The sequence below is a fragment of the Ramlibacter sp. genome (assembly GCA_019635435.1).
Taxonomy (GTDB): Bacteria; Pseudomonadota; Gammaproteobacteria; order Burkholderiales; family Burkholderiaceae_C; genus JAHBZM01.
In genome coordinates, this window is sequence record JAHBZM010000001.1 from 3,430,080 (window position 1) to 3,442,559 (window position 12,480).

A 12,480-nucleotide genomic window follows, 5' to 3' on the forward strand; every position below is an offset into this window, starting at 1 on the left:
CGAAAAAAAACCGCGCCACAGCGCGGTGAAGGAGAAAGCCCGCGCGCAGCGGCTCAGAGCCTTTGCGACTGCATGAAGCGGTCAAACGTGGCTTCGGTGAAGCGGAACCAGAGGTTCTGGTCGGCCCGGAATTTGGCGTAATCGGTGTACACCTTCTTCCAGTTCTCGTTGCGGGTCGAGAGCTCGTCATACAGGGCCATGGACATCTTGAACGACGCCGCCAGCACATCGTTGGGGAAGGGGCGCAGCTTGGCGCCAGCGCCCACCAGCTGCTTGAGCGCGGTCGGGTTCTTCACGTCGTACTTGGCCTGCATGTCGACGTGGGCATAGGCCGATGCGGCTTCGACAATGGCCTTGTTCTCGGCGGAAAGGGCGTCATAGGCCTTCTGGTTGATGAACAGGTCCACCTGGGGGCCGCCCTCCCACCAGCCAGGGTAGTAGTAATACGGCGCGACCTTGTTGAAGCCCAGCTTCTGGTCATCGTAAGGCCCCACCCACTCGGCCGCGTCGATCGTGCCCTTTTCCAGGGACTGGTAAATCTCGCCGCCCGGAATGTTCTGCGGCACGCCGCCCATGCGCTCGAGCACCTTGCCGGCAAAGCCGCCGATGCGGAACTTCAGGCCCTTGATGTCGGCCACCGACCTGATTTCCTTGCGGAACCAGCCGCCCATCTGGGCGCCGGTGTTGCCGCAAGGAAAACTGATCATGTTGTACTTGCCGTAGAACTCGCGCATCAGCTTGAGGCCATTGCCCTCATAGGTCCAGGCACTCATCTGCCGGCTGTTCAGCCCGAAAGGAATGGCGCCGCCAATCGCAAAGGTCTCGTCCTTGCCGAAGAAGTAATAAGGCACGGTGTGGCAGGCCTCCACCGTTCCGTTCTGCACACCATCGACGACACCAAAGGCCGGCATCAATTCGCCGGCCGAGTGCACGGAGATTTCAAACTTGCCACCCGACATCGCCTTGACCTTGGCCGCAAACACCTCGGCCGCGCCATAGATGGTGTCAAGCGATTTGGGAAAGCTGGACGCAATCCGCCAGCGAACGGCGGCCTGCGCCTGCACGGCGGGCGCGACGCCCGCGGCCAGTACGCCGGCGATGCCGGCATGTTTGATGAGTGAACGACGGTCCATGAACGATTGCTCCTGACGGGGTGTTGAAACCCGTGGATCATCGTGTTCGTCCGCCCGGGCGGGCTGTCAGCAGGCTTGCAGCGGGCCTAGGGATTTGAGCCTAAGAAGTTCGGGCTTCAACACCAAGTGCTAACGCCTAGGTTTGCAACAGGCATGAAAAAACCGCGCCGAAGCGCGGTTGATTCTGCAGAAGCGATGCGCTTACAGCTTTTGCGACTGCATGAAGCGGTCGAAGGTGGCTTCGGTGAAGCGGAACCACAGGTTCTGGTCGGCGCGGAACTTGGAGTAGTCGGCGTAGATCTTCTTCCAGCTTTCGTTCTTGGCGTTCAGCTCTTCGTAGATGGACATGGCCGACTTGAAGGCCGCGGCCATCACGTCGTTGGGGAAGGGGCGCAGCTTGGTGCCCGAGCCCACGAGCTGCTTGAGCGCGGCGGGGTTCTTGGCATCGTACTTGGCCTGCATTTCGGTGTGGGCGAAAGCCGCTGCCGATTCAATGATGGCCTGGTTCTCTGGCGACAGACCGGCCAGCGCCTTGTTGTTGACGAAGAAGTCGAGCTGCGGGCCACCTTCCCACCAGCCGGGGTAGTAGTAGTAAGGCGCCACCTTGTTGAAGCCCAGTTTCTGGTCGTCGTAAGGACCCACCCACTCGGCGGCATCGATCGTGCCCTTTTCGAGGGCCTGGTAGATTTCGCCGCCAGGGATGCTCTGGGGCACAGCGCCCAGGGGCGTGAGCACCTTGCCGCCGAAGCCCCCGATGCGGAACTTCAGGCCCTTGATGTCGGCCACCGACTTGATTTCCTTGCGGAACCAGCCGCCCATCTGGGCACCCGTGTTGCCGCCAGGGAAGTTGACGATGTTGTACTTGGCGTAGAACTCGCGCATCAGCTTCAGACCGTTGCCTTCGTACATCCAGGCCGTCATCTGGCGGCTGTTCAGGCCGAAGGGGATGGCGCAGCCCAGAGCGAAGCACTCGTCCTTGCCGAAGAAGTAGTAAGGCGCGGTGTGCGCCATTTCAACGGTGCCGTTCTGCACGCCGTCCACCACGCCGAAAGCGGGCATCAGTTCGCCGCCCTGGTGCACGGAGATTTCGAACTTGCCGCCCGACATGGCCTTGACCTTGGCGGCGAAGGTTTCCGCAGCACCAAAAATGGTGTCCAGCGCCTTGGGGAAGCTCGAAGCAAGACGCCAGCGAATGGCAGCCTGCGCGTGGACAGCGGGTGCGACACCCGCTGCCAGCACGCCAGCGATGCCGGCGTTTTTGATTAGGGAACGACGATCCATGTGTTTCTCCTCGAATGGGTCAGAAAATGGCTTGGGAAGAAGCTGATTTGAGACAACTTAAGTGTTGTCAAACCAGTCGCCATTCTAGGAACGCGAACACTTAAGGTTTCGGGGGTTTTCCCTTGAGAAATACCCCGAAACCTTTGGTATTCAGCCAGGTGTCAGCAAAGAGGGCCGCCCCCGCGCGTGCCCTCGCGCGAAGCGTCAGCCCACCACCTTGAGCGAGGGACGCGCATGCTCGGTCAGCGCCGTGAAGCGCTGGCGGATGGCGGCGTCGATCCCGGCCGCGTCGAGCCCCTGCAGGGCCAGCAACTTCGCGGGATCACCGTGTTCGATGAACTCATCGCGCAGGCCCAGTTGCAACAGGGGCTTGATCACGCCCGCGGCCTGCAGGGCCTCGCTCACCGCGCTGCCCGCGCCCCCCATGATCGCGCCCTCTTCCACCGTGACCAGGGCTTCATGGCGGGCCGCCACCTGCAGCAGCAGAGAGACATCCAGCGGCTTGACCCAGCGCATGTCCACCACGGTCGCATTGAGCCTGCCAGCCGCTTCGAGCGCGGGGTGCAGCAGCGTGCCGAAGGCAAGAATCGCCAGGCCCTGGCCCTCGCGGCGAATCTCGCCGCGACCAAAAGGCAGGGCCTTCAGGCCCGGTTCCATGGCAGCGCCGGCGCCCGCGCCGCGCGGGTAGCGCACCGCCACCGGGTGGTCCTGCTCGAACGCGCTGGTCAGCAGGCGCCGGCACTCATTCTCGTCGGAGGGGCAGGCGAGGCTGATGTTGGGAATGCAGCGCAGGTACGGGATGTCATAGGCACCCGCATGGGTCGCGCCATCGGCCCCCACCAGGCCCGCGCGATCCAGTGCAAAGACCACGGGCAGGTTCTGCAGGGCCACGTCATGAATGAGCTGGTCGTAGCCGCGCTGCAGGAAGGTGGAATAGATCGCCACCACCGGCTTGAGCCCCTCGCAGGCCAGGCCCGCCGCGAACGTGACCGCGTGCTGCTCGGCAATGCCCACGTCGTGGTAGCGGTCGGGAAAGCGCTTCTGGAACTCGACCAGGCCCGAGCCCTCGCGCATCGCGGGCGTGATGCCCACCAGGCGAGGGTCCTGCGCGGCCATGTCACACAGCCACTGGCCAAACACCTGGGTGAAGGTGGGCTTGGGCGGTGTGGCGGGCTTTTGCAGGCCCACGGCCGGATCGAACTTGCCCGGGCCATGGTAGGCCACGGGGTCGGCCTCGGCCAGCTTGTAGCCCTGGCCCTTGCGGGTCACCACATGCAGGAACTGCGGCCCCTTGAGCTGCCTGATGTTCTCCAGCGTGGGCACCAGGGACTCGAGGTCATGGCCGTCAATGGGTCCGATGTAGTTGAAGCCGAACTTCTCGAACAGCGTGGCCGGCACCACCATGCCCTTGGCCTGCTGCTCGAAGCGCTTGGCCAGCTCGAACAGCGGTGGCACGGGCTTGAGCACGGTCTTGCCCACGTTCTTGGCCGCTGCATAGAACTGGCCGCTCATGAGCTGGGCCAGGTAGCGGTTGAGCGCGCCCACGGGCGGGCTGATGGACATGTCGTTGTCGTTGAGCACGACCAGCAGGTTGCAGTCGGCCACGCCGGCATTGTTCAGTGCCTCGAAGGCCATGCCCGCGCTCATGGCGCCGTCGCCGATGATGGCCACCGCATGGCGGTCTTCGCCCTTTTGCCGGGCCGCCAGCGCCATGCCCAGCGCCGCCGAAATGCTGGTGGACGAATGGGCCGTGCCAAAGGTGTCGTATTCGCTCTCGGCGCGCTGCGGAAAGCCCGACAGGCCGCCGAGCTGGCGCAGGCTGCCCATGCGCTCGCGCCGCCCCGTGAGGATCTTGTGCGGGTAAGTCTGATGGCCCACGTCCCAGACCAGCCGGTCATGCGGCGTGTTGAAGACGTAGTGCAGCGCCACGGTGAGTTCAACCGTGCCCAGGTTCGAGCTCAGGTGCCCGCCGGTGCGCGAGACACTGTCCAGCACGAAGGCACGCAGTTCATCCGCCAGCGGCTTGAGCTGGGTCCGCGGGAGCTTGCGCAGATCCGCAGGCTGGTTGATCGATTCAAGAAGTGATGCCATCGTGTCAATTGTTCCTGTTCACCACCATGTCCGCGAGTGCACGCAGGGCCTGCGTGTTCTCCAGTCCACTGGCGTCAAGCGCGGCCATGGCCTGACCGAACAGGGTCTGGGCATAGGCCTGCGACCGTTGCAGGCCCAGCAGCGAGACATAGGTGGGCTTGTCCTGCGCGGCGTCCTTGCCCGCGGTCTTGCCCAGCGTGGCCGAGTCGGCCGTGACATCCAGGATGTCATCCACCACCTGGAAGGCCAGGCCCAGGGCCGCGCCGTAGTCGCGCAGGGCCGCCTGCGCGGGGGCGGAAGGCCCGCCACAGGCCGCCCCCATCATCACGCTGCCCTGCAGCAGCGCGCCTGTCTTGAGCCGGTGCATGGCCCGCAACTGTTCCTCGGTCAGGGCGCAGCCCACGCTCGCCAGGTCGATGGCCTGCCCGCCGGCCATGCCGGCATGGCCGGCCGCATGCGCCAGCAAACGGCACAACGCCGCCTGGATCGCGGGCGGCACGGCCGGGCCCTCCGGCACCAGCAGCTCGAATGCCAGGGCCTGCAGGGCGTCACCGGCCAGCAGCGCCGTGGCCTCGCCAAACTGCACATGCACCGTGGGTTTGCCCCGGCGCAGCACGTCGTTGTCCATGCACGGCATGTCGTCATGAACCAGTGAATAGGCGTGAATCAGTTCGCTCGCGCAGGCGGCCCGCAACGCCGCTTCCTCATTGCCCTGCACGGCCTCGCAGGCAGCCAGCACCAGCAGCGGGCGCAGGCGCTTGCCGCCGTCCAGCACGGCGTAGCGCATCGCATCGCCCAGCCCGGCCGGCGCGTCGGCCACCACCCAGCGCGACAGGGCCTGCTCCACACGCGCCAGCCGGCTCGCGCTCCAGTCGCCCAGCTCAAACACGGCGGCTTTCACTCTTGTGTCCACGGCTTGAGGGTGCCTTCATCAAGCACCTTGATCTGGTCTTCCACGGCTTCCAGCCGGTCGCGGCAGAACTTGAGCAGTTCCGCGCCACGCTGGTAGCCCGAGAGCAGCTGGTCCAGCGGCATCTGGCCGGACTCGATGCGCCCCACCAGTTGCTCCAGCTCTTCAAGCGCGGCTTCATAGCTGGCGGCCACGGGCGTGGCGGGTGGGGGGGAGGATGCCTTGGGCATGGAGCAGAAAGATGGTGGGCAAAGGGGTGATTTTAGGCCGTGCACGCGCGCTGCAGGCCGTGGCGGCCCCAGCGGGGCACCAGTTTGATCGGGATCGGTCCATTCGTTCACGCATCGCGCCCCCGCGCGGCGCATGGGGGGTACAATCGCCTTCCCTCCTTCCGGCACCGCCGGACTCCCGTTCTTTTCTCGCGCCAGTCCCCGGATTAAGCGCAACCTGCCCCTTCATAGGGGGAGTCTCTAGGTCAGGTCCCCCATGTCTGATTTAAGTCTTCAACTGCAGCAGGCCGCAAGCCAACTACCAGTTTCGAGTTACTTTGACGAGGCGCTGTTCCGGCGCGAGCTGGACACCGTCTTCCAGCACGGGCCCCGCTATGTGGGGCACCAGCTTTCCGTGCCCGAAGTGGGCGACTTCCATGCCCTGCCCCAGGAAGGCGAAGGCCGGGCCCTGCTGCGCACGCCGCAAGGGGTCGAGCTGGTCTCCAACGTGTGCCGCCATCGCCAGGCCGTGATCCTCAAGGGCCGCGGCTCCGTTCACGCCAATGCGGCCTCGGGCGGCAACATCGTCTGCCCCCTGCACCGCTGGACCTACAGCGCGGGCCAGCAGGCGCCCGCCGGCACGCTGCTGGGCGCGCCGCACTTCGCCCAGGACCCTTGCCTGAACCTGCGCAACTACGGACTGCGGGACTGGAATGGCCTGCTGTTCGAGGACAACGGCCGTGACATCGCGGCCGACCTGGCGGGCATGGGCCCGCGCGCCGACCTCGACTTCACCGGCATGGTGCTGGACCGCGTGGAAATGCACGAGTGCAACTACAACTGGAAGACCTTCATCGAGGTCTACCTGGAGGACTACCACGTGGGTCCGTTCCATCCGGGGCTGGGCAGCTTCGTGACCTGCGACGACCTGCGCTGGGAGTTCAAGCAGCACTACTCGGTGCAGACCGTGGGCGTGGCCAACCGCCTGGGCAAGGCCGGCAGCCCCGCCTACGAGCGATGGCAGCAGGCGCTGCTGCAGTACCGCGGTGGCAAGACCCCCAAATACGGCGCGATCTGGCTGACCTACTACCCGCACATCATGGTGGAGTGGTACCCGCACGTGCTCACCGTGTCCACGCTGCACCCGGTCAGCCCCCAGAAGACGCTGAACATGGTGGAGTTCTACTACCCCGAGGAGATTGCGGCCTTCGAGCGCGAGTTCATCGAGTCGCAGCAGGCGGCCTACATGGAAACCTGTGTCGAGGACGACGAGATCGCCGAGCGCATGGACGCGGGCCGCCAGGCGCTGCTGGCGCGCGGCGACAACGAGATCGGCCCCTACCAGAGCCCCATGGAAGACGGCATGCAGCACTTCCACGAGTGGTACCGCAACGCCATCGGCGCGCGCCACCTGCAGCGCTGATGCCCGCTTTCCCCGAGGGCCGGCACAGCGGCACCGTGGTGCCCCTGGACCGGGCCAACGTCGATACCGACGCCATCTTCCCCAAGCAGTACGGGCGCTCCACGGCCCGCAGCGGCTTTGCCCCGGTGCTGTTTGACCACTGGCGCTACCTGGACCCCGGGGACCTCGACAGCGACCACAGCCGGCGCCGCCCCAACCCGGATTTCGTGCTGAACCGCCCCGAGCTGCGGGGTGCCACGGTGCTGATGGCGCGCGACAATTTTGGCTGCGGCTCCAGCCGCGAGCACGCCGTGTGGGCCCTGCGCGACCACGGATTCAGGGCCGTCGTGGCCCCGGGTTTCGGCGACATCTTCCGCCAGAACTGCCCGCTCAACGGGGTGGCGGCGATCCAGCTCGCCGCCGCGCAGGTCGATGCGCTGTTCGTCCTCGCGCAGCGCCAGACGCTGCACTTCGAGATCGACGTGCTGGCCCTGCAGCTCTCGGGTGGCCTGGGCCCCATGCCGTTCCGGCTCACCGGGCGCGAACAGCAACTGCTGACCCGCGACGCCGACTGGATCTCGGCCACGCTGGCGCAGCGTGAGCGCATTGCCCACTTCGAAACGGCCCGGCTGGCCGCGCAGCCCTGGCTCAACAAGACACTGGACGCCTGAATGCAAGCTTTGTGGATGGTGCTCGGCGCCTTTTTCTTCGCCACCATGGCGGTCTGCGTCAAGTACGCCTCGGCCTGGTTCAACAGCGCGGAGCTGGTGTTCTACCGCGGCCTGATCGGCATGTTCTGCATGTGGCTGCTGGCACGCAGCCAGGGCGTGGGGCTGGGCACGAAATTTCCGGGCATGCATGCCTGGCGCAGCCTGGTCGGCGTGCTGTCGCTGGGCGCCTGGTTCTACGCCATTGCCTGGCTGCCGCTGGCCACGGCCATGACGCTCAACTACATGAGCAGCGTGTGGGTCGCGGCCTTCCTGGTCGGTGGCGCCTTGCTCAACTGGAACCCGCGCAGCGGCGCGGCCACGCCGCTGCGCCAGGGGCCGCTGGTGCTGACCGTGCTGGCCGGCTTTGCCGGCGTGGTCATGCTGCTGCGCCCCACCATCGGACAGCACCAGATCTTCGCGGGCCTGGTGGGCCTGCTCTCGGGCTTCGCCGCGGCCTTTGCCTACATGCAGGTCATGGCGCTGGGCAAGCTGGGCGAGCCCGAGACCCGCACGGTCTTCTATTTCGCCGTGGGCTCGGCCGTGGCGGGCGGGCTTGGCATGGTGGCCGGCGGCACCTCGGCCTGGAACTGGCAGCACGCCTTGTGGCTGTTGCCGGTGGGCCTGCTGGCCTCGCTCGGGCAGCTGTGCATGACCCGCGCCTACAGCCATGGCGCCACACTGGTCGTCGCCAATTTGCAATACTCGGGCATTGTGTTCGGGGTGGTCTACAGCGTGCTGCTGTTCGATGACGTGATCGCCCCGCTGGGCTGGGCCGGCATGGGCCTGATCGTGGCCAGCGGCGTGGCCGCCACCGTGCTGCGCGCGCGGGCCGCGCCCAATGCCCCGGCCGAGGAACATTGAAGGAAGCACCATGTACACCACGCTCATTTCTGCTGAACAGTTGCAGGCGCTACGCGCCAGCGGCGCGCCGCTGATGGTCTTTGACTGCAGCTTCGACCTCATGAACCCGGCGGCCGGCGAGGCGCAATACCACCAGGCCCACATTCCCGGCGCGGTCTACGCCCACCTGGACACCGCGCTCAGCGACAAGGGCACGCCCGACGCCAGCGGCAAGGTCGTGCCGCCGCCCGGTACCGCCTCGGGCGGGCGCCATCCCCTGCCCAGCCGCGAGAAGTTCGCGATCTGGCTGTCCAGCGTGGGCTTTGACAACACCATGCAGGCCGTGGTCTACGACCGCCAGGGCGCCAATTACTGCGGCCGGCTGTGGTGGATGCTCAAGTGGGCCGGCCATGACGCCGTGGCGGTGCTCGACGGCGGGCTGCAGGCCTGGCAGGCCGCGGGCGGCGAGGTCACCGACCGTGCCGAACCCGCGCATTTCCAGTCCAACTTCGCGCTCGGGCCCGCGCTGCGGCAACTGGCCACCGCCGCCACCGTGCTCGACCATCTGGGCGGCGGCCGCCAGACCGTGATCGACGCGCGCCCCGGGCCGCGCTTTCGCGGTGAGGTCGAGCCCCTGGACCCGGTGGCGGGTCATGTTCCGGGCGCGCTGAACCGGCCCTTCCAGAGCAACATCGGCCCCGACGGCCGCTTCAAGCCCGCCGACCAGCTGCGTGCCGAATTTGAACAACTGCTCGCGGGCCGCGACCCGTCCACCGTGGTCCACCATTGCGGCAGCGGCGTCAGCGCCGTGCCCAACGTGATCGCCATGGAACTGGCCGGGCTGGGGCAGGCCGCGCTGTTTGCGGGCAGCTGGAGCGAGTGGTGCGCCGACCCCGCTCGCCCGGTCGAAAAGGGCTGAGCCGGCCCGGCCGGCCCCCGCAGGACCGGGCCTACCTTCCAGGGGGTGCAGTCAGGCTAGACTGGCGCCCATGAACTCAACCCGTTTCGCCCTGCCCCTGGTGGCACTGGCCCTTGTGTCGGCCACCGCCAGCGCCCAGCTCAAGGTACCGCGCACCGGCGCGCCCTCTTCCGCCGCGACCCTGGCCGCGCCGGCGCCCGCCGGGGCCACGGCCGAAGCCGCCACCGCGCCCGCCGCGCCGGCCGATGACCATGCGGCCGACAAGACCGCCGCCGAGACCGCCGCGCTGGGCTGGCTGCTGCTGCTGGACCGGCGCGACTGGGGCACGGCCTGGGAAGCCGCCACCCAGGTGTTCCGCACCCAGGTGCCGATTGGCACCTGGATGGACGCGATCCCCCAGGTTCGCGACCCGCTGGGTGCTCTGGTCGAGCGCGCACCGCAGGAAGCCATCTACAAGACCACCATGCCGGGCCGCCCCGACGGCCACTATGTGACCGTGCTGTTCGTGAGCCAGTTCGCCAACAAGCCCGACGTGCAGGAAGTGGTCACCACGGTGCAGGGGCCTGACGGCAAGTGGCGCGTGACGGGCTACAGCCCGCGCTGAGCCTGCGCACGGGTCCGCGCCCCGTCAGTGGCTGTGGGCCAGCGTGCTCACACCGGTGACCAGTGCGATGCCCACCAGCAGCCAGGCCACCTGGCCCGCGGTCTCGCGCGCGCTCAGGCGCCGCTGCAACTGGGGAATCAGGTCGGCCAGCGCCACATAGATGAAGCTGCTGCTGGCCACCACCAGGAAGTACGGCAGCTGGTCGTGCAGCTGCTCCACCAGGAAATAGCCGGTCACGCCCCCCAGCGTGGTCACGGCACCCGCCAGTGACACCTTGACCAGTGCCATGCGCCGGTTGCGGCTGGACTGGCGCAGCACCACCAGATCGCCCATGTGGTGCGGCACCTCGTGGGCCAGCACGGCCAGCGCCGCCACCAGCCCCAGCCGCAGGTCGGCGATGAAAGCCGAAGCGATCAGGATGCCGTCGCCAAAGCAGTGCACGCTGTCGCCCGTCAGCACCGCCCAGCTGCCCCCCCCCGGCGTGGCATGGCCGTGGTCGTGGCTGTGGCTGTGGCTGTGGCTGTGGCCATGGTCATGCCCGTGATGCGGGTGGGCCGCATGGCCCGACGGGTCCGCCGGCCCATGGTGGTGTTCATGGCCGTGGTGCCACAGCTCGGCCTTGTCGAGCAGGAAAAAGAACACCAGGCCCACGAGCAGGGTGGCAAACAGCACCTGGGCACCGGCGGGCGACTCGAACGCCTCGGGCAGCAGGTGCATGAAGGCCGTGGCCAACAGGGCGCCCGCCGCCAGGCTCAGCAGGTGCTGGGCCGCGCCGCCCTCGCCAGCGGTGGCCGGACGGGCCAGCGCCCCCAGCGACATCAGGCCCGCGGCCAGCCAGACGCTGCCGATGCCGGCAGCCAGCGTGGCAATCACAATTGCTATCAATGTCATAGCGCTCAGTGGCCGTCCAGCTTGGACTACAGCCCTATTTTGTTCTGAAACTCACAAAAAAAGGCCGCTTGCGCGGCCCTGCGTTGATGGCCCGGCCCCCAGGGCCGGACGGCATGCCCCTGTCAAGCCACGCCATGGGCCTTGAACCAGTCCAGGGCCCGCTTCCAGCCATCTTGCGCCGGTCCCTGGCGGTAGCTGGCGCGGTAGTCGGCGTTGAAGGCATGGGGGGTGTCAGGGTACACCACAAACTCAGAGGCCTTGGCCGCCGCGTTGCCGGTGGCCAGAGCCGCTTTCATCTTATCAACCGTGTCAAGGGGAATGCCGGGGTCGGCACCGCCATACAGGCCCAGCACCGGGCCATGGAGGCCGGCCGCGATGTCCACCGGGTGCCTGGGCGTGAGCGGCGTGTTGTTGCCCACCAGGCGTCCATACCAGGCCACGCCGGCCTTGACCTGCGGGTTGTGCGCCGTGTACAGCCAGGTGATGCGCCCGCCCCAGCAAAAGCCCGTGATGCCCAAGTGGCCCGCATCGCCGCCATTGGCGGCGGCCCATTTCACGGTGGCGTCCAGGTCGCCCATGACCTGTTCGTCAGGCACCTTGGCCACCACCTCGGACATCAGCTTGCCGATCTCGTTGTAGCTGCCCGGGTCGCCCTGGCGTGCATACAGTTCGGGCGCGATGGCCATGTAGCCGGCCCTGGCGAAACGCCGCGTCACATCGGCAATGTGCTCGTGCACGCCAAAGATTTCCTGGATCACCAGCACCACGGGCAGGCCCGTCTTGCCCGCGGGCGCGCTGCGGTAGGCCGGCATCTTGAACCCGTTGACGTCGATGGTGATCTCGCCCGCGGTCAGTCCGTCCACCGGCGTCTTGATGGCGGACTGCGCCATGATGGGCGCGGCGGCCGCCGCATAGCCCACCCCCAGCGCGGCCTTGAGCGCGGTGCGGCGTGTGGCGCCCGAGGCGCTGGATTCGCCGGGCAGCAGGGAGTCGAATTCGGCTTTGAGATCGTCACGCAGCATGGAGGTCTCCGGTAGTTGATGGACAGCCCGGTCTGATTCCCGCTGCGCGGGAAAAGTTTTCAGCCAGGCCGCAGAATTGTGGGCCGCCATGGAAAACCCCCGCCCCGACAGGGCTACGGCCACCATGTGCATTCGTCCAAACACTCAAAAGGAGAGCCCATGCCCACCATCCGTGTCGAAATGTTCGAAGGCCGCACGCCCGAGCAGAAGAAGCACCTCGTTCGCGCCCTGACCCAGGCGGCCGTTGAAAGCCTGGGGCTCAAGCCCACGGCGGTGGATGTGATCCTTTACGAGGTCAAGAAGAGCGACTGGGCGACCGGTGGGGAGTTGTGGTCGGAGAAGAGCTAGTTTCTCGGGCAGTTTTCGCGTCCGGTGCCCCGCTCCGGACCGCGGTTTGTCGGCGACGGGTACCCGCCTCCGCTCGTGTCCCCCGGGCTGGGCTTCGCCCATCCCTCCTCCTTGACCTCG

13 protein-coding genes are annotated in these 12,480 nt (G+C 67.1%); 6 read left to right on the plus strand and 7 right to left on the minus strand.

Going from position 1 to position 12,480, the window contains the following annotated elements:
• Positions 1–53 precede the first annotated feature (53 nt).
• The 5 genes from KF796_16540 to xseB all read right to left on the minus strand — a co-directional run bounded on the left by KF796_16540 (position 54) and on the right by xseB (position 5,645).
• Entirely contained in the window at positions 54–1,133 is a 1,080-nt protein-coding gene (locus tag KF796_16540; protein ID MBX3588244.1) for a TRAP transporter substrate-binding protein, read from the minus strand.
• Positions 1,134–1,334: 201 nt separating this feature from the next.
• Complete coding sequence (dctP, locus tag KF796_16545) at positions 1,335–2,414, minus strand: TRAP transporter substrate-binding protein DctP (GenBank protein ID MBX3588245.1); 1,080 nt, start codon at positions 2,412–2,414, stop codon at positions 1,335–1,337.
• A gap of 204 nt (positions 2,415–2,618) precedes the next feature.
• On the minus strand, positions 2,619–4,505 hold the full coding sequence (gene dxs / locus KF796_16550) for a 1-deoxy-D-xylulose-5-phosphate synthase (GenBank protein MBX3588246.1): 1,887 nt from the start codon (positions 4,503–4,505) through the stop codon (positions 2,619–2,621).
• A gap of 4 nt (positions 4,506–4,509) precedes the next feature.
• Positions 4,510–5,394, minus strand: a complete 885-nt coding sequence (locus tag KF796_16555) for a polyprenyl synthetase family protein (protein MBX3588247.1) — start codon at positions 5,392–5,394, stop codon at positions 4,510–4,512.
• A gap of 8 nt (positions 5,395–5,402) precedes the next feature.
• Complete coding sequence (gene xseB / locus KF796_16560; protein MBX3588248.1) at positions 5,403–5,645, minus strand: exodeoxyribonuclease VII small subunit; 243 nt, start codon at positions 5,643–5,645, stop codon at positions 5,403–5,405.
• Positions 5,646–5,901: 256 nt separating this feature from the next.
• On the opposite strand from xseB, the gene KF796_16565 reads away from it, so the two are divergent.
• The 5 genes from KF796_16565 (at position 5,902) to KF796_16585 (ending at position 10,099) form a co-directional block, all read left to right on the plus strand.
• Positions 5,902–7,047 (plus strand): aromatic ring-hydroxylating dioxygenase subunit alpha, encoded by a 1,146-nt coding sequence (locus tag KF796_16565; GenBank protein ID MBX3588249.1) that lies wholly within the window; start codon positions 5,902–5,904, stop codon positions 7,045–7,047.
• The gene (leuD, locus tag KF796_16570; protein ID MBX3588250.1) at positions 7,047–7,697 is read left to right on the plus strand and encodes a 3-isopropylmalate dehydratase small subunit; all 651 of its coding nucleotides are present in this window, start codon (positions 7,047–7,049) and stop codon (positions 7,695–7,697) included. The genes KF796_16565 and leuD overlap by 1 nt, the downstream gene beginning before the upstream one ends.
• Positions 7,698–8,597 (plus strand): DMT family transporter, encoded by a 900-nt coding sequence (locus KF796_16575; protein MBX3588251.1) that lies wholly within the window; start codon positions 7,698–7,700, stop codon positions 8,595–8,597.
• Positions 8,598–8,607: 10 nt separating this feature from the next.
• Complete coding sequence (locus tag KF796_16580) at positions 8,608–9,495, plus strand: sulfurtransferase (GenBank protein MBX3588252.1); 888 nt, start codon at positions 8,608–8,610, stop codon at positions 9,493–9,495.
• A 70-nt stretch (positions 9,496–9,565) separates the two neighbouring features.
• Positions 9,566–10,099: a DUF4019 domain-containing protein gene (locus KF796_16585; GenBank protein ID MBX3588253.1), complete on the plus strand. Its 534-nt coding sequence runs from the start codon at positions 9,566–9,568 to the stop codon at positions 10,097–10,099.
• Positions 10,100–10,123: 24 nt separating this feature from the next.
• On the opposite strand, the gene KF796_16590 is transcribed toward KF796_16585, so the two are convergent.
• A complete protein-coding gene (locus tag KF796_16590) occupies positions 10,124–10,990 on the minus strand; it encodes a ZIP family metal transporter (GenBank protein MBX3588254.1) in 867 nt (288 codons plus the stop codon).
• Between the two features lie 122 nt (positions 10,991–11,112).
• The gene (locus KF796_16595; GenBank protein ID MBX3588255.1) at positions 11,113–12,012 is read right to left on the minus strand and encodes a dienelactone hydrolase family protein; all 900 of its coding nucleotides are present in this window, start codon (positions 12,010–12,012) and stop codon (positions 11,113–11,115) included.
• A 159-nt stretch (positions 12,013–12,171) separates the two neighbouring features.
• Between KF796_16595 and KF796_16600 the strand changes: the two genes are divergently transcribed.
• Positions 12,172–12,360, plus strand: a complete 189-nt coding sequence (locus KF796_16600) for a 4-oxalocrotonate tautomerase (GenBank protein MBX3588256.1) — start codon at positions 12,172–12,174, stop codon at positions 12,358–12,360.
• The last annotated feature ends 120 nt before the right edge of the window (positions 12,361–12,480 follow it).